This is a genomic window from Thiofilum flexile DSM 14609 (genome assembly GCF_000380185.1).
GTDB lineage: Bacteria > Pseudomonadota > Gammaproteobacteria > Thiotrichales > Thiotrichaceae > Thiofilum > Thiofilum flexile.
In genome coordinates, this window is sequence record NZ_KB904758.1 from 137,995 (window position 1) to 161,157 (window position 23,163).

A 23,163-nucleotide genomic window follows, 5' to 3' on the forward strand; every position below is an offset into this window, starting at 1 on the left:
TAACTTAGCGCTCACTGCCACCTAAGTTCGTATTAATAGGAATATCGCTATATTCCAAGAAGCTGCGTAGCATATCTGATCGGCTGGGATGACGCAACTTTCTCAATGCTTTTGCCTCAATTTGACGAATCCGCTCACGCGTTACATCAAACTGCTTGCCTACCTCTTCCAAGGTATGATCGGTATTCATATCAATACCGAAGCGCATACGCAATACCTTAGCTTCACGAGAGGTCAAGCTCGACAGCACTTCATGAGTAATTTCCGACAAACTCGAAGCGGTCGCTGAATCCAGTGGTGACTGAATATTACCATCCTCAATAAAATCACCTAAGTGCGAATCTTCATCATCACCAATCGGTGTTTCCATCGAAATCGGCTCTTTAGCAATTTTAAGTACCTTACGGATTTTATCCTCTGGCATCTCCATGGCTACGGCTAACTCTTCAGGTGTTGGCTCACGTCCCATTTCTTGCAGCAATTTACGCGAAATACGATTGAGCTTGTTAATGGTCTCAATCATATGCACCGGAATACGAATCGTGCGTGCCTGATCTGCAATAGAGCGGGTAATCGCTTGACGAATCCACCAAGTTGCATAGGTCGAAAACTTATAACCACGGCGGTATTCAAACTTATCCACGGCTTTCATGAGGCCGATATTGCCCTCTTGAATCAGGTCTAAGAATTGTAAGCCACGGTTAGTGTATTTTTTCGCAATGGAGATCACTAGACGCAAATTCGCCTCGACCATCTCTTTTTTGGCGCGGCGTGCTTTTGCCTCGCCTACCGACATACTGCGGTTAATTTCTTTGATCTGAGCCACAGTTAAACTGCACTCATCCTCAATATCCAGCAATTGTTTTTGAATACCAAAAGCTTGCGATTTTAGCGGCTCAAAACTGGCTTGGTATTTAGGATACTTAGCAATAAACTCATCCACCCAATTCATATTGGTTTCGTTTTGTGGGAAGGAGTCGATAAAGTCCTTACGTTGTACACCTGCGTGTTGTACCGTTAACTTCATCATGGCGCGTTCATTATAACGAATCCGCTCCACAATACCGTTTAGACGTTGGGTTAATTGGTCAATCACCAATTGTGCTAGACGAAACTCCATGAATTTAGCCGCAAGCTCTTCGCGTGCTTTTAAATATTCAGTGGCTTTCGTTTTGCCTTTAACCTTATTCAGTGCTTGTACTTGATCAAATAAAGCCTGTAGCTCAGCAAATTTAACCGCCGCTTCCTCAGGATCAGGCCCTGTATCGACGGGATCTGCTGTTGCGTCGACCTCTTCGTCCTCTTCTACGGCGACCACGCCCTCAGCATCGGCCTCAGCCGCTGCCTCTGCTAGCTCATCCTCTAATACAGCTAGGGGGAAAGGTGTTAATTCTTCGTCTGGATTAACAAAACCATTAATAATATCCGTCAGGCGTATTTCTTCGGTGGCTACCTTAGCATACATATCTAACAATACCTCGGTCGATGCGGGGTATTGTGCTAACGCCTTAAGAATCTCGTTTAAGCCTTCCTCAATCCGAATGGCAATCTGAATCTCGCCTTCCCGCGTTAATAGCTCGACCGTACCCATTTCGCGCATATACATACGCACAGGGTCGGTGGTGCGCCCAAAGTCACCATCAATATTAGCGAGTGCGGCAGCGGCTTCTTCAGTCGCCTCATCATCGGCTTGGACGGCCTCGTCGTTTAGGAGCAGAGAATCCGCATCAGGGGCATGCTCATAAACGGTAATTCCCATATCGTTGATCATCGCAACGATATCTTCGATTTGTTCAGGATCAACAATAGTGTCGGGTAAATGGTCATTGACCTCGGCATAAGTCAAGAAACCCTGCTCTTTACCCCGTGCGATTAACTCTTTTAATCCTGATTGTTGCTGTTCTGTTTGACTCATGCCCTGACTAACCTCAAAAATTGACGCGCGATTATAACACAAAACTCAAAAATGCAAGTCATATCCGATTATCGGTAGCTAAAATTATTTAGCGCGATGCCTTGCTGCTAGCAATGAACTTAAATCATGTTGTTCTTGTGTAGTTAGCTCGCTGGTTTGGGCACGATGGACTAATTGTTCTAACTGACGCTCCATCCCCTGTCGCACAACTTGCTGAATACTATCAATAAACTCTTGTTCTAACATCGCTAATTCTACCGGATGATTGAGCCAAGTAAGTGCTTTAGCTAGGTGAGGCTCATACTCGGTATTACGTAACCGTTCTACTAACCCTGCTGTTACTATATGGGGTTGTTCCTCAATGATTTCAATTAAAGTCAGCAATAAATCTATACCTGGTAGTGGAAAGCGGACTAACTGTTCTGGGTTCATCATATGCTTAATTAAACTAGGTTCATACAATAATCCAGCAATCACCAACCTTAAGGGGGTACGTTTAATACCTTGTTTTACCGCTTGATCTTTAGCACCCTCATAGGAGTTAGGTATAGGGGTATTAGGTAATGAGCGACTATTACGAATAATCGCCACCTCCACCCCCGTTAATTTACTCAGCTCATTAAATAGCTGCTCTTTTAATAATAACTCCGGCATCTGCCCTAATAAGCCTAAGGCAGTATCTAATAATTGCGCCCGCCCCTCTCGATTACCGAGATTAAAGCGCATTTTTAAATCCTCCAGCAAATAATCCGTTAAACTCAATGCCGAACTATATAACCCCTCAAAGGCCTCTGTTCCTATTTTGCGTACTAAACTATCAGGATCATCCCCTTGGGGTAAAAATAAAAACCGTACTTCACGGTCATCACGTAACTCTGGCAAACAGGTCTCTAGTGCTCGCCATGCAGCCTGCTTTCCTGCTCTATCCCCATCAAAGCAGAAAATAACCTCGGATACAGTTTTAAATAGGCGCTGTATATGCTCCGATGTGGTTGCCGTACCTAAGGTCGCCACTGCATAGTTAATTCCAAACTGGGCGAGGGCAATCACATCCATATACCCTTCCACCACTATTAAACGCTCTAACTGCCGTATCTGTTGACGCGCCTCATAAAAACCATAGAGTTCACGACCTTTATGAAATAAGGGTGTTTCTGGAGAATTCAAGTATTTAGGGGTTCCTTCACCTAATACTCGCCCCCCAAAACCAATCACGCGCCCCTGACGATCTCGAATCGGAAACATTAAACGCTCACGAAAACGATCGTAATAACGACCTTTATCATTTTTAATCTGCACCCCACCCTCGATTAATAGTGCAGTTTGTTGGGGAAAGGCTTTGCTCAGAATATCCCAACCCTCTGGTGCATAGCCCAATTGAAAACGCTCAATCAGCTCCGCACTCACCTCGCGTTGAGCTAGATAGTCCTGTGCTTTAGGGGCTTGGGGTAATTGTTGTTGATAAAACTTTGCCACTTGCTCCATAAGGGCATAAGTATCTAATTGTGCTTTTTGGGTTGTAGCTGTGCTGGCTTTATTTCCCTTTGTTTGCTCATAGGGGATTTCTAATCCTTGTGAGCGAGCTAATAATTCAATTGCCTCAATATAATCTAGATTTTCATATTCCATGAGAAAGCTAATAGCACTCCCATGTACCCCACAACCAAAGCAATGATAAAACTGTTTATTAGGACTTACGGTAAAAGAAGGGGTCTTTTCACTGTGAAAAGGACAGCAGGCCATATACTCTCGACCGTGTTTTTTTAAAGGCACACGACCATGAATAACATCCACAATGTCAACTTTAGCCAATAAATGATCGATGAACTCTCTAGGGATACGTCCCGCCATACAAAATCGTACCTATGTTGTCAACAAAATAGCGCTGAACGCCAAGTCGCGTTATTATGGAGGGCGAGGACGTCCTCCCTAAAAATCGAGACAAGGTGCTAGCCTTAACTTTGTCAATTGTTTCATAATAGCAACCCTTTTGTTGCCTGTAGGTTCCTATGAAATACGTTGATTTACCAGAAACGCAGGGCCTCTATGACCCCGCGTATGAACATGATGCCTGCGGCATGGGCTTTGTAGCACACCTAAAAGGCCAAAAATCTCACGCTATCGTTCAAGACGCACTGACTATTTTGGCTCATATGGAGCATCGTGGTGCGCATGGTTGTGAAGAAAACACCGGCGATGGTGCTGGGATTATGATCCAACTACCCCATGCTTTTTTTGCAGAAGAAGCCAAACGCTTAGGTTTTACCTTGCCTGCTAGCGGTGACTATGCCGTTGGAATGATTTTTCTCTCTCAAGATGCCTCCGCACGTAGCGATAGTGAAGCGACTTTTGCGCGTATTGTAAAGGAAGAAAATCTTGAGCTATTAGGCTGGCGCGATGTACCGACTAATCCAGCACCGATTGGTAAAAGTGCGTTGGAAGCTATGCCGGTGATTCGTCAGGCTTTTATTGCCCGCCCTGCCTCTACTCCAGCGGGCCTTGCGTTTGAGCGTAAACTTTATGTGATCCGCAAACGCACCCAAAATGCGATCAATCAAGCAGATACGCCTGACTCAAAACGAATTTATTTTAGCAGCCTATCTTCTCGGACGATTATCTATAAAGGCATGCTGACCACGGAACAAGTGCGTGAGTTTTACCCTGACCTCTCGAATCCTTTAGTAGAATCAGCGATAGCACTCATCCATTCACGTTTCTCGACCAATACCTTCCCAAGCTGGGAACGGGCGCATCCGAATCGTTACCTGATTCATAATGGTGAAATTAACACTATTCGCGGTAATGAAAATTGGATGAATGCGCGGGAAGCACTGATTAAAACCGAAGTATTCGGAACTGATGTTAATACCGTATTCCCTATTATTAATCCTCATGGTAGTGACTCCGCGCGTTTAGATAATGCCCTAGAGTTTTTATATCTCTCTGGCTACTCTCTACCTCACGCGATGATGATGATGATCCCAGAGCCTTGGTCAGGCCATGAGAGCATGTCAGCAGAGAAAAAGGCGTTTTATCAATACCATAGCTGCCTCATGGAGCCTTGGGATGGTCCTGCTGCCATGTGCTTTACGGATGGCACCCTAGTCGGTGCGACCTTAGATCGTAATGGTTTACGTCCTTCACGTTATTATTTAACTAGTGATGATGTGATTATTCTAGCCTCGGAAGTGGGAGTATTAGATAGTTTAGATCAAACTAAAATTATCTCTAAACAACGCCTGCAACCGGGTCGGATGTTGATTGTAGATACGGCAAAAGGTGAAATCACCTCGGATCAAGAGATTAAACACCAAATCGCCTCGGCTAAACCTTATGCGGCATGGTTAAAAGAAAATCTCATTGCCCTAGAAGACTTACCCGATGCAGAAGAAGTACCAGTCCCAGACCATGATACCCTGATTCAGCGTCAAAAAGCCTTTGGTTATACCTTTGAAGATATTCGTAAGGTGCTCGTACCAATGGCACGTGATGGTATTGACCCACTAGGAGCCATGGGTTGCGACTCACCTCTAGCGGTATTATCGGACAAACCTCAGCCACTATTTAACTACTTTAAGCAGTTATTTGCACAGGTCACTAACCCGCCGATTGATGCGATTCGGGAAGAGATTGTTACCTCTTCTTTGACGACTTTAGGCTCTGAAGGGGATATTACTCACCCCACCGCGCAAAGCTGCCGTCAAATTCTGCTGCAAACGCCGATTCTAGATAATGCCGACTTAATGAAAATTAAGCAGGTCAATCATACTGGCTTTAAGTGTGTGACCCTGCCGATTTTATTTAAGGCCAGCGAAGGTAATCAAGGCTTAGAACCTGCGTTAAAAGAGCTGTTTAATGCAGCGGATCACGCGATTGAGGGTGGTGCTAATATTCTAGTACTCTCGGATCGGGGTGTTGATGCGACACATGCGCCTATTCCGTCTTTATTAGCGGTTTCAGGTTTACACCATCACCTCATCCGCCATGGTAATCGTCCTAAAGTTAGCCTTATTATCGAGTCTGGCGAACCGCGTGAAGTACATCACTTCTCTACCCTGCTCGGCTATGGCGCACAAGCCATTAATCCTTATACCGCGTTTGAGTCCTTAGATGACTTAATTCGTGAAGGTTTAATGACGGGTTTAACCCACGACGAAGCCGTATATAAGTATGTGAAAGCGGTCACTAAAGGCGTGATTAAGGTCATGTCGAAGATCGGTATTTCAACCGTACAGTCTTATCGTGGCGCTCAGATTTTTGAAGCCTTAGGGGTACATAAATCGGTTGTTGATAGATATTTTACCGCGACTGCAACACGTATTGGCGGTATTACTCTTGAAGTCATTGCCGAAGAAACCTTGCGCCGTCATAAGCACGCCTATGGGCAGCATGATAGTGCCTTGCGTACCCTAAATTCTGGGGGAGTCTTCCAATGGCGTAGTGGTGAAGAAGAGCATCAATACAGTCCTGAAATCATTTACATGCTGCAAAAAGCCACGCGTGCGAATGACTACAACCTATTCAAGCAATATACCGCTAAATTAAATAATGACCCTGAGGTTAAATTTAATCTGCGTAACCTGCTCGAATTTAAATTTGCCGATCAGCCGATTCCCTTAGAGGAAGTAGAGCCAGTTGAGAATATTCTCAAGCGCTTTAAATCAGGGGCTATGTCATTTGGTTCCATCAGCCAAGAAGCGCATGAAGCTCTTGCTATTGCTATGAATCGCATTGGTGGTAAGTCTAATTCAGGCGAAGGTGGTGAAGATCCACGGCGTTATATTCCTGATGCTAATGGCGATTCACGTTCGAGTGCGATTAAGCAAGTGGCTTCAGGCCGGTTTGGAGTCAGCAGTTATTACCTGAATAATGCTAAAGAACTCCAAATTAAGCTGGCTCAAGGCGCGAAGCCAGGTGAAGGCGGTCAACTCCCCGGACGTAAAGTCTATCCATGGGTTGCCGAGGCACGGGGTACGACACCGGGTGTGGGTTTAATTTCGCCCCCACCGCATCATGATATTTACTCGATTGAGGATTTATCGCAGCTCATCTATGACCTGAAAAATGCTAATAAACATGCTCGGATTAATGTGAAATTAGTCTCTGAGGTGGGTGTTGGTACGATTGCAGCGGGTGTTGCTAAGGGTAAGGCCGATGTCATTCTAGTCTCTGGCTATGATGGTGGTACGGGTGCCTCGCCTAAAACCAGCTTGCAACATGCGGGTCTACCGTGGGAATTAGGCTTAGCAGAAACGCATCAAACCCTGATGCTCAATAATTTACGCAGCCGGGTACGGTTAGAAACGGATGGTAAATTAATGAGTGGGCGTGATGTGGTCATTGCTGCACTCTTAGGCGCTGAGGAATATGGCTTTGCCACTATGCCGCTGGTGTCTTTAGGCTGTGTAATGATGCGCGTCTGCCATCTCGATACGTGCCCGGTCGGTATTGCGACACAAAATCCTGAGTTACGTAAAAAATACTCCGGTGATCCGCAATATGTCGTCAATCTACTCACCTTTATCGCGCAAGAAATGCGTGAAATCATGGCAAAACTAGGTTTCCGTACTATTGATGAAATGATTGGTCGTACTGACAAGCTTTATCAAGCTACCTACAAAGGGCATTGGAAAGCACAAAATCTTGATTTAAGTGCCTTGTTATATAGCCCTAATGTGCCGGATTTAGATGGTATTTATTGCACGCGCACGCAAGATCATGGCATAGACAAAACCCTAGACGAGCGTGAAATTCTGCCTGCGTGTAAAGCGGCTATTGAGAGCGGTACACCTATGCAAGCGAGCTTCCCGATTCATAATATTGATCGGGTAGTCGGTACGATTACAGGTGCCGAAATTACGCGTAAATATGGTGCTAACGGTTTACCTGAGGACACGATTTACCTGAAATTTAATGGCTCCGCCGGACAAAGCTTTGGTGCTTTCACACCTCAAGGGATGACATTAGAGCTAGAAGGCGATACCAATGACTATATTGGTAAGGGTCTATCGGGTGGCAAGATTATTGTCTATCCGCCTAAAGATGCACACTATATCGCTGAAGACAATATTGTTGTGGGTAATGTGGCCTTCTTTGGTGCTAATTCGGGTGAAGCCTTTATTCGAGGTGTCGCGGGTGAACGTTTCTGTGTCCGTAATTCTGGCGTAAATGTCGTGGTTGAAGGGACAGGTGATCATGCCTGTGAATATATGACGGGCGGTCATGTTGTTGTCTTAGGCAAAGTCGGACGTAACTTTGGTGCGGGTATGTCAGGGGGTATTGCTTTTGTCTATGACCCTACAGGCATTTTAGCTGAAAGTGGTAATCGTGAGATGGTCACTTATAGCGCTCTTAGCGAAGAAGATGATATTGCTTTTGTCAAAACCATGATTGAAAAGCATGTACTCAACACCGGCAGTGCGCGTGGCAGCCAACTACTGAGCAACTGGGAACAAACCTTAAAAAGTTTTGTACGCGTCATGCCCAATGACTACAAACGGATGCTAGATACGGTTAAGTCATTTGAGCAACAGGGTATTACGGGTCAGGAAGCACTATTGGCAGCTTTCTATGCTAATAACAATGATGCTTCACGGGCAAGCGGTAACTAAGGAGTTTATGAATGGGCAAACCAACCGGCTTTATGGAGTTCAATCGGGAACTTCCACCTGACCGTGCGCCGCTTGAACGGATTAAAGATTGGCGCGAATTTCACTTACATTTCGATCATGAAGGTCAAGCACAAACTCAGGGCGCACGCTGCATGGAGTGTGGCGTTCCCTTTTGCCAAACTGGGCGCATATTACCCGGAGGGGCGAGTGGCTGTCCGGTGAATAATCTCATTCCAGAGTGGAATGATATGATTTATCAAGGCTTATGGCGTGAAGCGTATGAGCGCCTACGCATGACCAATAATTTCCCTGAGTTTACCGGGCGGGTCTGTCCAGCCCCTTGCGAAGGGTCATGCACTTTAGGCTTACATGAGCCACCCGTCACCATTAAGCTCAATGAAGTCACTATCATTGATAAAGCTTATGAGCATGGCTGGATAAAACCTCAACCGCCTGAAACACGTACAGGTAAAAAAGTTGCCGTAGTAGGCTCAGGCCCTTCAGGTCTAGCCTGTGCTGATCAGCTAAATAAAGCAGGTCACACAGTGACTGTGTTTGAGCGGGCTGATCGCATTGGCGGTCTACTCATGTACGGTATTCCCAATATGAAGCTGGACAAAGTCGATGTGGTACAACGTCGCGTTGACCTTATGGCGGCTGAAGGTGTGGAGTTCCGTACTGGTGTTGAAGTGGGTAAAAATATCAGCGCTCAACAACTGCGCTCTGACTATGATGCCGTCGTACTCTGCGCGGGTGCGACCCAAGGACGTGATTTACCCGTCCCCGGACGTGAGTTGAAAGGTGTGCATTTGGCTATGGAGTTCCTAACCAAGAACACCCGTAGCCTATTAGATTCTCATCTACAAGATGGGGCGTATATTTCCGCCGCTGGTAAGGATGTGATTGTGATTGGTGGTGGTGATACTGGCACAGATTGTGTGGCTACCTCGATTCGTCATGGTTGTCGCTCAGTGACCCAATTGGAAATCATGCCACGTCTGCCTGATCAACGTGCTCCGAGTAATCCTTGGCCTGAGTGGCCTATGGTTTACAAAGTAGACTATGGTCAAGAAGAAGCCGCAGCCGTGTTTGGTGCTGATCCTCGGAGCTATTTAGTCTCTACTAAGCAGTTCATAGGAGATGAGCAAGGTAACCTAAAAGCTATTCAAACCGTTGAGGTAAAATGGGAAAAAGGAGCCGATGGGCGGATGAATCTCGTTGAGGTAGAAGGCTCTATAAAAGAGCATCCTGCTCAATTAGTCTTATTAGCCATGGGTTTTACTGGCCCTGAAAAGACTTTAATTGGTGACTTAACCCTAGATACTGATCCACGTGGTAATGTCAAAGCGACCGAAGGGGTCTATGCGACTAATTTACCGGGGGTATTTGCCGCCGGTGATATGCGTCGCGGTCAAAGTTTAGTGGTCTGGGCGATTCGCGAAGGTCGTCAAGCCGCCCGTGAGTGTGATCGTTATTTAATGGGAACAACATCCCTACCCTAATCCATCACACTTTTTTAGGGCTAGCTCTTAATGAGCTAGCCTTAGATTACTAGGTATATTGGGGAGCACACCATTTAACTCTAATTGAAAATACACGCCAATACAGGCTAGCATGACAATTAAAGGTATTCCCACTAATCCCACTATTTGCCAAAACATTAAATTCCAATAGCCACGGCTCGCTGTCCGATAAGCCCAATAGGTTAAAATAGCGGTTAAAACCACAGAAAAAGCACCTAAAGCTAAAATGGCTAGCATTAACCAATCCATTCTATCTTGATAACCATTCCAAACTAATTGCGCCATGCGAAATGTGCCAAAGGTCAATATATAGCCCGGCACCAACATCCCTAACCAGCTCAACCAGAACACGACTTGTTGCCAGCGTTGATAAGCTGATACTGTCAATATATTCATAGCAATCTCCCTATTTCCAACAGCAATGTCACTGTTATAGCCTAAAGAGTGTTGCTGAGTACCTAAGGATTAGGTGCGTTGGTGTAAACCCTAAGATAGATGGTGTATTGAATTACTTATGCACCCATAAAAAAAGCGCCTAACTCAGAGGCGCTTTTTTACTTAAGAGATAAGCTAATCGATTAACGAAATGCTTAGCTACCATCCCCTACGATTTCTGGACGATTATTACGACCAATAACACGATAAATAACACCACCTAATGCAGCACCGATAAAAGGAGCAATCCAGAACAACCATAATTGTTGTAAGGCTGCACCCCCTACTATTAATGCAGGTCCTGTACTACGTGCAGGATTCACAGAAGTATTAGTTACCGGAATACTGATTAAATGAATCAAGGTTAAGCCTAAACCAATTGCTATAGGAGCAAAGCCTGCTGGTGCACGACCATCTGTTGCGCCTAAAATAATGATTAAGAACATACCTGTCATCACAACTTCCATTAAGAAGCCAGACATCATGCTGTATTTACCCGGTGATGCATCACCATAACCATTAGAAGCTAAGCCCCCAGCAATCACATCAGCACCAGGCTTACCACTAGCAATCATATAAAGAACAATGGCGGCTACTATCGCTCCGGCAACTTGAGCTGCCATATAAGGTAGCAAATCCCGTGCAGGGAAACGTCCACCGACAAATAAACCTAAGGATACTGCTGGATTTAAATGACAACCAGAAATATGCCCAATTGCATAAGCCATCGTTAATACGGTTAAACCGAAGGCGAATGACACACCTAATAGCCCAATACCTACATCAGGAAAAGCAGCCGCGAGTACCGCGCTACCGCAGCCTCCTAATACCAGCCAAAACGTACCGATAAACTCGGCTAATAAGCGGTTAATAAGATTCATATAATCTCCATATTGTTTCACTTTTAATACTCATCCTAAGATCTGGCTAGTAGCGGGGGGTTTATATTAATATCGCCCCGATGACCCACTAGCTACTACTGCCCACTCGTAGTAATAAGGCTAGATAAGACAGCATCTAGATTATAGAATAAATTTTACTCTATCTGACAAGACCTGTTGTACTAAATTTAGGAGCTAGGTATAGAACCCTTGCGATGATCTTTAAAATTTGAAGTTTCAATCGCCTAGGAACGGCGAACAGGTTTGTCTTTAATCTTGCCCCAGACTACCTAGCAGTAGCCGCAAAAGTTATACTGGTATAGCCCCTTCATTTATCGGAAACTTCATCGGGGGCAGAGATTAACCTAATCTACCGTTTCATGCTACCGTTAATGTGTAAGTCCTAATATTTATTTTATAGTATTGATAAGTAAGATGACGGATAAATAAAAATAATATCTTTCAAGAATTTAACTCAGCAAGAATTAGAAAGTAAGCACTGGATTTTAACCATGACTATAACCGTAAAAATAACGCCTACTGTTGACTATGATTTCGCTTTAGCACTAACGTACAGCAATATGCACTATTATTATGAAAAACATCAGATTGGCTGGGAAACACCCTGTTTTTTGAAAAATTGGCAAAAATCCGAAAACTTTGGTATTCACCACCAACAACAGTGCATTGGGGTAATACGTTTAGAAGAGGATGATCGAACCTGCTATCTAGCCGACCTACAACTACTTCCAGACCTACAAGGGCAAGGCATTGGTAGTTATGTATTACATTATATGAAGCAATTAGCGCAAATCCGCAAAAAACAACTCATGAGTTTATTGGTATTTGTGGATAATCCCGCGATGAATTTATATCGTCGCCATGGTTTTGAAGTCACTGAAAAGACTGAAGTATTAGCCCGAATGGAATGTCCACTTAATTAATATATTAAAGTGTGAAAGCGCTTATTTCTAAGGTACTCGCCTGCTCTTGTAAAGAGGGAAGATAATTTGTTAATGCTTCCCCTGTTGGCAAAACTAACTTTGGGTCTAAATCTAATAAAGGATAAACCACAAAAGCACGGGCGGTTAAATAGGGATGGGGAATAGTCAGTGTAGCGGTACTCATTATGCATTGCTCATACAAGAGTATATCTAAATCCAAAGTACGCGCCCCCCAACGTACGGATGACTCACGCTCACGCCCTTGCTGTTTTTCAATGGCTAACAATAATGCCAGCACCACCTCTGGCGTGAGTGTGGTATAGAAACTCGCTACCGCATTCCAATAGTCAGGTTGATTTTGTGGCCCTATGGGTTTAGAGCGATATAGGCGTGATACTCGCAGGGTATCAATAGCCGAGTGTGAGCGTAGTGTGGCAAGCGCTGAGCGCAGGATAGTAACCGAGTCGCCTAGATTACTACCCAAACCGATATAGACTAAATGCCGCTCAACATTTTCATCCATAGGGCACTAGCTCCGCCGCCGCCGCCGATTATTTCGGGTGCGAGAACGATCCGGTTTTTCACACAAAGCTACGCGTGCCTCACCCTCTGCCTCTTGAAAGGCTGTCCACCAAGCACAATCATCCGCCACCGGCTCACCCGCTTGCGCTCGCAAGCATAAGAAATCATAGGCGGCTCGAAAGCGATTATTATGCAATAACGCACTCGCACGGCGTAAATCGCGCACTCTAAAGCGTAACTGTAAGCCCCAAATTTCACGGGTAATATTACTAAAACGCCGAGGAATAGCCGTAAAATCAACTTGCTCGTTTAATACTTCACTCGCAGCAATTTGCATAGCCTGCATTTCAGGATAATCGTCTTCTTGAATCTGTAGCGCTAGAGTACTGACCTTATGCCACAGTAAAACGGCATATAAAAAAGGCGGCATCACAGACAAGCCCGAACGCACGCGTCGATCTGTATTATTCAACGATATTTCTAATAAACGCGCAAAAATACCCGTACTATCTTCATATAAGCTATCGTCAGTTACCGGCAATAAGAACGGCAGAATGTCATATTCGCGCAATAACTCAAAAGTACGTCTACCCGCACCGCTATGTAGCATTTTGAGAATTTCATCGAATAACCGTGCTGAAGCCACGCCATCTAATAACGGCGCCATGGGCAAGATCAAATCACGGGTTTCGGGGCTAATACTGAAATCTAATTTAGCCGCAAAACGCACGGCTCGCAGCATACGCACCGGGTCTTCACGGAAACGGCTTTCAGGGTCGCCGATGAGACGAATCCGTCGCTCTTCTAGATCGCGTAATCCCCCGACATAATCCAAAATTTCATTTTGAATCGGGTCATAGAACAGGGCATTAATGGTGAAATCACGCCGCCACACATCCTCTTCGAGGGTGCCATAGACATTGTCGTGGGTAATGCGCCCGTCATCATTGACTTGTCCTTGTCCCTCGGCACCACTGTCATGCGGTGCTCTGAAGGTCGCTACCTCAATATAATCGCGTCCAAAATAAATATGGGCTAAGCGGAAACGGCGTCCAATTAAACGGCAAGACGAAAACAAACGCCTCACCTGTTCAGGATGAGCGCTAGTGGCTATATCAAAATCCTTAGGGGTTTGCCCTAATAATAGGTCGCGCACACACCCCCCCACCAAATAGGCTTGATGGCCAGCTTGTTGCAATCTTTGTACAACCTCAAATGAGCGCTTACAAATTTTATCGGAGCTAATGGGATGTAATGAAGCAGGCAACTCCATAGTTTGCTCTATCATTACCTCTTCTTCTACTAATGGTTGATTATGGTCTGTCACTTAAAAACAACATCGACAGGTTGAAACTGGTGATATTACCACTATGTTGCGCGGACACCTAGAGGGAATCACTAGGGAAGATGGCCTTAGCCATCACAATTGCATCCTCACGCCCTATAGCAGCCGGATAATAACGCTTACGTAGCCCAACCTCATGAAACCCATGCTGCTGATAAAGTCGCAACGCGGGTTTATTGGAGGGACGTACTTCTAAAAAACAATTACTCATACCCCGCCCTTGGGCTAATTCCTCAATGGTGGCGAGTAATGCACTGCCTAAGCCTTGCTTTTGATACTGTGGATCAACACAAATATTTAAAATACTCAGCTCATCTATGACTAACATCAGTACAGCATACGCCATGATACGCTGGTTTTGCTCATAAACCCAACAATCATACTTATGTTTCAAACAATCCTTAAAGTTCGTCAATGACCAAGGATAAGGATAGGCACGCGCTTCAATGTCCATAATCGTTGGGAGATCGCTTTCCCCCATAGGGCGTAGTGCCAAAGGATGTGTCATGACCATGTTTGTGTTAATTGCCGAGCGATTTGTAAATCTTGCCAAGCCTTACGTTTATCCAACGGCTTACGCAGTAAATAGGCAGGATGATACGTCACCACTACCGGTGTTTTAGTACTAGGCAGAGTATGCACTTGCCCGCGTAGCCGCCCTAAAGGTGCATCGGTATTGAGTAAATGCTGTGCGGCAATGCGCCCTACCACTAAAATCAATTTAGGTTGTATTAGCTCAATTTGCCGTTCTAAATAGCCACGACATAAGGTTACTTCTTCCACTGAAGGATCGCGATTATTCGGCGGACGACATTTGAGCATATTGAGAATATAAACTTGCTCTCGCTGAAGACCAATAGCGGCTAACATACTGGTCAGTAGTTGCCCCGCTCGCCCGACAAAGGGTTCACCTTGCCGATCTTCATCGGCTCCGGGGGCTTCGCCTACTATCAGCCAATCAGCCTGTACATGCCCCGTGCCAAACACGGTCTTCGTGCGTGTTTTAGCTAAGCTACAACGGGTACAGGTACTCACCGCCTGTTGTAACGCTTCCCAGTCTAAATCAGCACTCGATATGATCTGTGCTTTAGCACTTGATGGTACTTCAACAGACTTAGAGTGAGGAGTAATAATGGCAGGCTCATCCGCCAAAGTCGCTAAATGTAACGACTCTGGCATAGGCGTATGCGCTTGAGTAGGCGGCTCTAGTACTTCAATTGCCACTGGCAACGCCATTTCTGCCTTGGGTCTCCACACCGGAATCCCCATGGCAGCTAAATAACGACTTTGCTCAGCAGCATTCATTAGCACTTATACCGAATGTTGAGGATGTTCACGCTCATCCTGAGTCACGAGCTTATTCAGAGCATCCACATAGGCTTTGGCTGAGGCAATCACAATGTCTGTATCAGCGCCATGTCCATGCACCATACGTCCAGCCTTTTCTAGGCGTACCGTTACCTCACCCTGTGCATCCGTGCCACTGGTAATTGCATTTACCGAATAAAGCTGTAAATCAGCGGTTTCTTTCGTAATCGCACGGATAGCACTATACACCGCATCCACGGGGCCACTGCCTTGAGCCTCGGCACTTAACTCTTGACCTTGTACTTTTAATACCACCAGAGCATTAGGTGTTTCACCTGTTGCTGAACATACCGAACTCGATACCAATTCATAGGTATCGGTCGCTTGATGCGCCTCTGTTTCTAGCACTAGGATACGCAAATCTTCGTCATAGATATCATGCTTGCGATCCGCGAGATCTTTAAAACGGGAAAAGGCCGCATTTAACGCCTCTTCTGTTGCTAGCTCTATACCCAACTCTTGCAAGCGGGTTTTTAAGGCATTACGCCCAGAGTGTTTACCTAAAACAATCTTATTATCCGACCAGCCCACATCCTGCGCCCGCATAATTTCATAGGTTTCGCGATGTTTAAGCACACCATCTTGATGAATACCGGACTCATGCGCGAAGGCATTGGCTCCTACAATAGCTTTATTCGGCTGTACCACAAACCCGGTCACACCCGATACTAAGCGCGAGGTCGGCACAATATGTTGAGTAACAATACGGGTTTCGACTGGAAATACATCAGGACGGGTACGAATCGCCATCACAACTTCTTCTAGAGAGGCATTACCTGCCCGCTCGCCTAAACCATTAATAGTACACTCGACTTGACGCGCCCCCTGCATCACAGCCGCCAAGGAGTTACCTACTGCCAAACCTAAATCATTATGACAATGCACGGAAAAAATCGCTTGATCGGCATTAGGTATAGTTTGAATCAAACGCCCTACCATATCGCCAAACACATGCGGGATTTGATAGCCTACGGTGTCGGGGATATTAATAGTCCGAGCGCCCGCTTTAATCGCTTGCTCGATAATCCGGCATAAGAACTCAAACTCGGAGCGCCCGGCGTCTTCACAAGAGAACTCGACATCATCGGTATAGTTACGCGCTTTTTTCACCGCATAAATGGCTTGCTCCACCACTGCATCAGGCTCCATACGCAATTTGTTTTGCATATGAATCGGTGAGGTCGCGATAAAAGTATGAATCCGCCCCGATGCTGCCGGCTTAATCGCTTCTGCAGCACGTTCAATATCTTTATCTAAGGCACGCGCTAAGCCACACACAGTACTTTCACGGACGATTTGAGCAATGGCTTTGACCGCCTCAAAGTCATCTGGGCTAGCAATAGGAAAACCTGCCTCAATGACATCAACGCGCATTTGCTCTAGCATTTTAGCAATACGAATTTTTTCGTCGCGGGTCATCGATGCTCCCGGACTTTGCTCGCCATCACGCAAGGTGGTATCAAATATAATCAAACGATCTTTAGACATGATAAAACTCTCAATACACTGCCAATTCAACAAATAATCATTAATCCCTCAAAGGGAGCGCGTATAACCTCGCCAGAGCATAACAGATTATAATGCCCGAACGGGCAGTCGCAGGTGCAGTGCAGCCAATAAGCCTACTAACTGATTGATATAATCAGCTACGCTTATAGTATTGGCATATTGGCTAGTCATGATGGATTCGTGGGCTTTTGAATAAGTAGAACTGCAAGCTACCGCAAAAATGCTAAAAGCTCAAGCCTCCTCCCCTTTTTTCCGCCGCTGTATACGTTTATAACGACGATACAACCACATCACCGGCCCTGAAGCTGCATAAACTAAAAACACGGTAAAAATAACGGTTGGTGGATGAATCGTGGCTAAGGATAAACCTAAGATAATCAAAACCCCAACCACAAAGGGGACTTTATTACGAAAATCAATATCTTTAAAGCTATAATAGCTGAAATTACTCACCATCAAGAGTCCAGAGGTCAGGGTGATCAGCAAAGCAGGAAACATAAAATGACTCCCTAGCACCTCGCTATCATAAAATACCCACACGGTGCCAATCATCAAGGCCGCCGCCGCAGGACTCGGTAAACCAGAAAAGAAACGTTTATCTGTTTTACCCACCATAGTATTAAAACGTGCCAAACGTAAGGCCGCACAAGCCACATAAATAAACGCCACCAACCAACCTGCTTTTCCCCAGGCAATGCCTAACTCTTTTAAGTGCATAAGTGCCCATTGATACATCAGTAGGCCGGGCGCTAAGCCAAACGATACCAAGTCAGCCAAGCTATCATATTCCGCCCCAAAAGCACTTTGGGTATTGGTCATTCGTGCTACCCGTCCGTCAAGGCCATCCAGAATCATAGCAATGAATACTGCCACGGCGGCTAATTCATACTTCCCTTGTATCGCCGCGACTATGGAATAAAAGCCGGCAAAAAGTGCCGCTGTTGTAAAGAGATTAGGTAAAATGTAGAGGCCACGGCGACGTTTTTCTTCTTCGCTGAGTGTTGGTATATCGTTTGGTTCCAAAATGATGCCCTCGTATATAGATAAAAGCTGCTCACGATGAGTTTAGCATCTAGAGTAAGCTGGAGGTATAGCAGGAGGTGACTGTAGTCATCTTATTGCGCTGTTAGGGGAATTTAATGGGTAGGTTTAGTGAAAAGTAGGCAGCATAAAAAAACGGGCCAAGTCCCCCCAGCCCGTCTAGTCAAAATATCCGTCTGCTTAAGCAGCTCTTATTATTATTCTTGCTAGATCAACTAATTATGTTGTTAACTGATCTATGAGAGGCATTATACGGGGGATAGGTTAATAAGGCTTGAATGTTATCCAGAATTTAGCGTTGCCGATGAAAAGTCAACACCAACACATCGCGCCACGCCGGTACAGTATTATCTTGAGGCTCAATCTCTGTCACGCCATGATAGACCTTTGCATCATTAATCAACAGTAAATCACCACGTTGGCTTAGGGTCGCCTGTTCCAAAGGCTGCATGGCATTATCAAATAACTGACTCTCCCCACCGACAATATTGTGCCGATCTAAGAGCATCACTAAGATATAGTCTGCACCATCTTTATGTACGCCTTCGGGGGTGGGCTTACCGGCTTCATGCGCTTGCGCCAAAATACGGAATTGATGCGCCTGAATCCGCCAAGTCTGCTGCAAGGCTCGCGCCCCAAACTGCTCAATACACCACTGCACAATACGCTTAAAGGCTACATTACTAACCGTCGTTGCTAGCCACGGGCGAAAATGGCGATTAAACCCGCCGTGTACTTTATTGTAATGACTGCTTTGATAATGCGGCTCATGTGGCAATAAAGTTAAGCGCCCCCCGCTCCACTGAAACACCGAATAACGCCGCAGCCGATAGCTACCCCCATCACGTAAAAAGGGATCAATACAAAGCTGTCTCCAACTCTTAACAAAACGCTGATAGGCGTTAGCACTAAACTGTACTAATTGGCGTTGAAGTGGCTGGTTAGCACCGATTTCTAATTGATAACCGGAGGTTTGTAGTAACTGCTTCACGATCTCTCTGCTAAAAAATAGGTAAAAGGGTAGATTAGAATTAAAGGTTAGAAATAAGATTAGAGCTATAGCGGCAATTGAGCAATGAGTACCGCCCGTCTAGGAGCTGGATAGCCTTCAACCGTCACATTGCGATCATTAGGATCCAGAAAATCAGCCAGCGACTCAAAACGCATCCACGGGGTGCGCCGTTGCTCTTCTAGGCTGGTTAACCCCACCTCTACCGTGCGAATATTGATAAAACCTAGGCGGCGTAACCATAGCTCTAACATAGTAGTAGAAGGAATAAACCACACATTACGCATTTTACCATAACGATCTTCTGGCATTAATACCGTGCGCTCATCACCCTCTACCACTAAGGTTTCCAATACCAACTCGCCCCCCGCACGCAATACCCCTTTCAGCTCTTGCAAATGCTGTAGTGGCGAGCGGCGATGATACAATACCCCCATAGAGAATACCGTATCAAAGCCCTCACCTTCCTTGAGCATGGGCAAATCTTCGCTTTTAAGTGGTAAATAATAGACCGGCTCATGGGGCAAATAGTGCCGTACACAGTGAAATTGCATCAAAAAAAATAGGCTAGGATCAATTCCCAACACTAATTTAGCCCCAGCACCCCGCATACGCCATAAGTGATAACCACTGCCACACCCCACATCTAAAATCGTGCGCCCAGTTAAATCACTTAAATGTGGCAATACACGCTGCCATTTCCAATCCGAGCGCCACTCGGTATCAATATGAATCCCGAATAGATTAAACGGCCCCTTGCGCCACGGAATAAAAGTTTCCAAACAGTGACGTAATAGTGGTTGCTGCTCAGCAGTTAAATCTTGAGCAGCCCCTACTTGAATACAATCCGTATTGAGATCCACCTGCGAAGGAGTAACGACTGGCAAACGGGCTAGAGCCTGTAACCACTCCTCACGCTTACCGTGCGGCGCATTCAGCACTTCACTGATTTGTACGGGTAATTGAGTACGCCATTGCTCCGCCCATGGCAACCCACTCAATGCCTGATCGACTTGCTGAAAATAAGCTGTTAAATCCATGGCCTATTTCACCGCAATAAAGGAGCTAAAACTCAAACCTTGAAACCACTGATACACCTGTTTAAATCCTATAGCTTGCAAACGCTCAATATGTTGAGCACTCGTTTCTGGAATCAATACATGCTCTAGTGCATTACGCTTTTGGCTAATTTCCAGCTCGGAATAGCCATTGCCTCGCTTAAAGGCCATATAGAGATCGGTCAGAAAAGCTTGTTCACTGTCTTCTGCAAAGCGCAGTTTCTCCGACAAAATCAATACACCATTAGGGACTAAAGCTTGATACAAACGTTCTAATAACGCTTGGCGATCAGCAGGGGGTAGAAACTGCAAGGTAAAATTCAGCACTATTACCGAGGCTGGCTCAAAGCTTAGCTCGCGAATATCCGCACATAACACGGTTACGGGCTGGCGTGGTAGATGGCGCTGCAACACTTGCTCACAACGCGCCACCATGGCGGGCGAATTATCCACTCCGACAAATTGCACTTGTTCTGCTTGGGTGCGTGAAGCCAACGCTAAGGTTGCAGCTCCTAATGAACAGCCCAAATCATACACATGGGTATTCGACTGAATAAACGTCTGCCCCATTACGCCTAATAAGGTCAAAATGGTCTCATAGCCCGGCACTGAGCGGCGAATCATATCGGGGAATACATCCGCTACGGCAGCATTAAAGGTGAAATCCACTACCTGAGGCAAAGGTTCAGCATAAACCTGATCGCGACTCATACCGAATTACCCAACCACACGGTATCAGCGGTCAAACGCCCGAAATCAATCGCTTCACCCGTGCGCTGTCCCGCATCAGGACTCATGAAATATAAATAAGGCCCTACCACATTTTCAGGCCGTACTAGAGTATTTTGATTTTCCCCCGGATAGTGCATGGTACGCAGTGAGGTACGCACGGGGCCGGTATTAATCCGATTTACCCGAATGAAATGGGGAGGGGTATCGTATTCGGTCATCACTAAATCGGTTAAGGCATCCAAGGCCGCTTTAGAGGCACCATAACCGCCATAGTAGGGTTTACTCGTAGCATCACTCGATACCACAATGGCGGGATCAGGGGCTTTTTCTAATAAGGGTAGGCAATTTTTCAAAATCAAGAAATTAGCATGCACATTAATAGTGAACATTTCTGCCCATAAATCAACCTCATGTAGCTTAATCGGCATAAAGGCCGCTAACCACGCCGCATTGAGCACCAAACCATCCAAGCGCCCAAAGTTTTCAGTGATTTTTTCTGCCATTAGCGCGTAATCATCTTGATTCGCCTTGCCTAAATCCAAGGGATAAATAGCCGGTTCGGGGTAGTCCGCCGCCACAATTTTGTCATAGGTGGCCTCTAGTGCAGGAACGTTTTTATCCAATAGCACCACGGTTGCGCCAAATCGTGCATAAGCCACTGCCACCGCATGACCAATCCCACTAGCTGCTCCTGTCACTACAATCACCCGATCCTGCAATACCGGGCTGTCAGGCACATAATTGAGTAGTTCCTGTAACATACTAACTCCACAAAGCTTAAGCTCTAAAGGGGCAATATTTTAGTGCTAAAACCGCCTAAACACCTAGTAGATCTCAATAATTTAATCTAGTCCGCTATCTTGGATGAAAAACTCAAGGCGGTAAAATAATAGCCTGTTTATAATGAATAAGGTTTTGATATATTTTGGCTTAAAATAGATTTTTTAATTGATTTTTTGATCTAAAAACTGCTTATTTAGTTTATTAATAAAGGGGAATATCATGAAGCTAAAGATAACCATTCTATCGTTATTATGGTTAGGTAGTACAATTGCCTATGCAGATAGTACCTCCAACACTTTAAATCCATCTCCATTAGCTTCTACTTCTAAGCAGCCAATTAGACAGCAAATGCCCTTAGCCATAATGCGAGCGCAAGTAGCGGGTCTAATTTCAGCGATGCCATTAAAAACGGAACGTTTAAAGCAAGCTGCAAAATATTTTAATGAAAATAAAGATGATATGGCACAGGCTGCTTTAGATAGCGCTGTGATTATCCAAGAGCAAGAACAGTTATTAAAATTACCTGATAGTGCTTCTAGACAGATGCAATTAAATAGCATAACTGATGAGTTAATATTATTAGCTCACCTAATAGAACTAGACTCTAAGTTAGAAGATGAACGCTTTCCTAAAGCTAATCAGTATTTTAAGCAAGCCATTCAGTATAATAGGAATAGTGGCTACCTAGATCAATATGCGCAATTTTTACAAAGAAATAATCAATTTCAGCAAGCCGAAGCTATTAGCACAGAAGCCATTGAAAATCAACGTAAAAAGATAACCTCTCAATCTAGCAACCCAGAGGATCTATTTAGCTTAGTGATCTTACTTAATCACTTAGCAGGAACTAAAGAAGATTTAAAAAAATACGATGAAGCTTACCTCATCTATAAGGAAGCACTTAATACTACCAAACAGCTCATTGCTCTAGATCCTGCTTATTTTTCACGACTAGCCTTTGTATTTGATAGCTTATCTCAATTGCTAGTAGTTGATAATAGTTATAAAACCAACGTAGAAAAAGACTATAGGAAAATCATTGACTCTATACATCTGCTAGCCAAGGATAAACCAAAAGAATATCTACCTATTCTTAGCAAGCTAGAAAGCGATTTAGCGTTTATAAAGAATGGAAGATGAAATAGGTTAGGTCAACATCATCAGGACTGAAACGATTGACACATTTTTTGTGAAACTCTGATGATCAAAGGTGATGTTCTCTCTCTTTGTGCAACTGCAAATTAATGCCTGTGCAGTTGTTATACACGTAATACTTGCTCCTCTAGTAAACGCAATTTAGAAAGTAGATTGCTTAGCAATGAATCAACTATCACTCAAAGCGCTTGCAATGATAATAAAATTCGTGAGTTAGCGATTAATTCTATTGACAAGATCACTCAGTAGTGTAGAGATACCGTGAGAGTGTTAGCAGCACTCAAAGCACTTGCAGTCATTCACTAAAGTGGCAAGCAAAATGCATCTTAACG

The 23,163-nt window shown here is 44.9% G+C and carries 18 protein-coding genes; 4 read left to right on the plus strand and 14 right to left on the minus strand.

Translation table 11 applies throughout. The annotated features are described in order from the left end of the window. Positions 1 to 4: 4 nt before the first annotated feature. Positions 5 to 1,915, minus strand: coding sequence for an RNA polymerase sigma factor RpoD (gene rpoD, locus A3IK_RS0107195; RefSeq protein ID WP_020559299.1), 1,911 nt, complete (start codon positions 1,913 to 1,915; stop codon positions 5 to 7). 84 nt (positions 1,916 to 1,999) lie between these two features. Further along, positions 2,000 to 3,766, minus strand: a complete 1,767-nt coding sequence (dnaG, locus tag A3IK_RS0107200; protein ID WP_020559300.1) for a DNA primase — start codon at positions 3,764 to 3,766, stop codon at positions 2,000 to 2,002. A 158-nt stretch (positions 3,767 to 3,924) separates the two neighbouring features. On the opposite strand from dnaG, the gene gltB reads away from it, so the two are divergent. Together gltB and A3IK_RS0107210 are read left to right on the plus strand one after the other, a co-directional pair. Continuing rightward, positions 3,925 to 8,526 (plus strand): glutamate synthase large subunit, encoded by a 4,602-nt coding sequence (gene gltB / locus A3IK_RS0107205; protein WP_020559301.1) that lies wholly within the window; start codon positions 3,925 to 3,927, stop codon positions 8,524 to 8,526. An 11-nt stretch (positions 8,527 to 8,537) separates the two neighbouring features. After that, positions 8,538 to 10,028 carry a glutamate synthase subunit beta gene (locus tag A3IK_RS0107210; RefSeq protein ID WP_020559302.1) on the plus strand — a complete coding sequence of 497 codons (1,491 nt, stop codon included), beginning with the start codon at positions 8,538 to 8,540 and terminating at the stop codon, positions 10,026 to 10,028. Between the two features lie 27 nt (positions 10,029 to 10,055). Here A3IK_RS0107210 and A3IK_RS0107215 read toward each other — a convergent pair whose 3' ends face one another. Further along, on the minus strand, positions 10,056 to 10,445 hold the full coding sequence (locus A3IK_RS0107215) for a hypothetical protein (RefSeq protein ID WP_020559303.1): 390 nt from the start codon (positions 10,443 to 10,445) through the stop codon (positions 10,056 to 10,058). Positions 10,446 to 10,639: 194 nt separating this feature from the next. Further along, positions 10,640 to 11,365, minus strand: coding sequence for an aquaporin Z (aqpZ, locus tag A3IK_RS0107220; protein WP_020559304.1), 726 nt, complete (start codon positions 11,363 to 11,365; stop codon positions 10,640 to 10,642). 512 nt (positions 11,366 to 11,877) lie between these two features. Between aqpZ and A3IK_RS18825 the strand changes: the two genes are divergently transcribed. Beyond that, on the plus strand, positions 11,878 to 12,309 hold the full coding sequence (locus A3IK_RS18825) for a GNAT family N-acetyltransferase (RefSeq protein WP_020559305.1): 432 nt from the start codon (positions 11,878 to 11,880) through the stop codon (positions 12,307 to 12,309). Positions 12,310 to 12,313: 4 nt separating this feature from the next. On the opposite strand, the gene folK is transcribed toward A3IK_RS18825, so the two are convergent. The 10 genes from folK to A3IK_RS0107275 all read right to left on the minus strand — a co-directional run bounded on the left by folK (position 12,314) and on the right by A3IK_RS0107275 (position 21,654). Beyond that, positions 12,314 to 12,832, minus strand: coding sequence for a 2-amino-4-hydroxy-6-hydroxymethyldihydropteridine diphosphokinase (gene folK / locus A3IK_RS0107230; RefSeq protein WP_020559306.1), 519 nt, complete (start codon positions 12,830 to 12,832; stop codon positions 12,314 to 12,316). Between the two features lie 6 nt (positions 12,833 to 12,838). After that, complete coding sequence (gene pcnB, locus A3IK_RS0107235; RefSeq protein ID WP_020559307.1) at positions 12,839 to 14,119, minus strand: polynucleotide adenylyltransferase PcnB; 1,281 nt, start codon at positions 14,117 to 14,119, stop codon at positions 12,839 to 12,841. A 97-nt stretch (positions 14,120 to 14,216) separates the two neighbouring features. Continuing rightward, positions 14,217 to 14,690, minus strand: coding sequence for a ribosomal protein S18-alanine N-acetyltransferase (gene rimI / locus A3IK_RS0107240; protein ID WP_020559308.1), 474 nt, complete (start codon positions 14,688 to 14,690; stop codon positions 14,217 to 14,219). Continuing rightward, the gene (locus tag A3IK_RS0107245; RefSeq protein WP_020559309.1) at positions 14,681 to 15,481 is read right to left on the minus strand and encodes a uracil-DNA glycosylase; all 801 of its coding nucleotides are present in this window, start codon (positions 15,479 to 15,481) and stop codon (positions 14,681 to 14,683) included. Before A3IK_RS0107245 ends, rimI begins: the two co-directional genes overlap by 10 nt. A gap of 6 nt (positions 15,482 to 15,487) precedes the next feature. Further along, a complete protein-coding gene (locus A3IK_RS0107250; RefSeq protein ID WP_020559310.1) occupies positions 15,488 to 17,032 on the minus strand; it encodes a 2-isopropylmalate synthase in 1,545 nt (514 codons plus the stop codon). 252 nt (positions 17,033 to 17,284) lie between these two features. Further along, positions 17,285 to 18,076, minus strand: coding sequence for a CDP-diacylglycerol--serine O-phosphatidyltransferase (gene pssA / locus A3IK_RS0107255; protein WP_020559311.1), 792 nt, complete (start codon positions 18,074 to 18,076; stop codon positions 17,285 to 17,287). 310 nt (positions 18,077 to 18,386) lie between these two features. Beyond that, positions 18,387 to 19,085 (minus strand): 2OG-Fe dioxygenase family protein, encoded by a 699-nt coding sequence (locus A3IK_RS0107260; RefSeq protein WP_020559312.1) that lies wholly within the window; start codon positions 19,083 to 19,085, stop codon positions 18,387 to 18,389. 65 nt (positions 19,086 to 19,150) lie between these two features. Then, the gene (gene cmoB, locus A3IK_RS0107265) at positions 19,151 to 20,143 is read right to left on the minus strand and encodes a tRNA 5-methoxyuridine(34)/uridine 5-oxyacetic acid(34) synthase CmoB (RefSeq protein WP_020559313.1); all 993 of its coding nucleotides are present in this window, start codon (positions 20,141 to 20,143) and stop codon (positions 19,151 to 19,153) included. Positions 20,144 to 20,146: 3 nt separating this feature from the next. Continuing rightward, positions 20,147 to 20,872: a carboxy-S-adenosyl-L-methionine synthase CmoA gene (gene cmoA, locus A3IK_RS0107270; RefSeq protein WP_020559314.1), complete on the minus strand. Its 726-nt coding sequence runs from the start codon at positions 20,870 to 20,872 to the stop codon at positions 20,147 to 20,149. Beyond that, a complete protein-coding gene (locus A3IK_RS0107275; protein WP_020559315.1) occupies positions 20,869 to 21,654 on the minus strand; it encodes an SDR family NAD(P)-dependent oxidoreductase in 786 nt (261 codons plus the stop codon). The genes cmoA and A3IK_RS0107275 overlap by 4 nt, the downstream gene beginning before the upstream one ends. Positions 21,655 to 21,895: 241 nt before the next feature. On the opposite strand from A3IK_RS0107275, the gene A3IK_RS0107280 reads away from it, so the two are divergent. Further along, complete coding sequence (locus A3IK_RS0107280; RefSeq protein WP_020559316.1) at positions 21,896 to 22,816, plus strand: tetratricopeptide repeat protein; 921 nt, start codon at positions 21,896 to 21,898, stop codon at positions 22,814 to 22,816. Positions 22,817 to 23,163 lie beyond the last annotated feature (347 nt).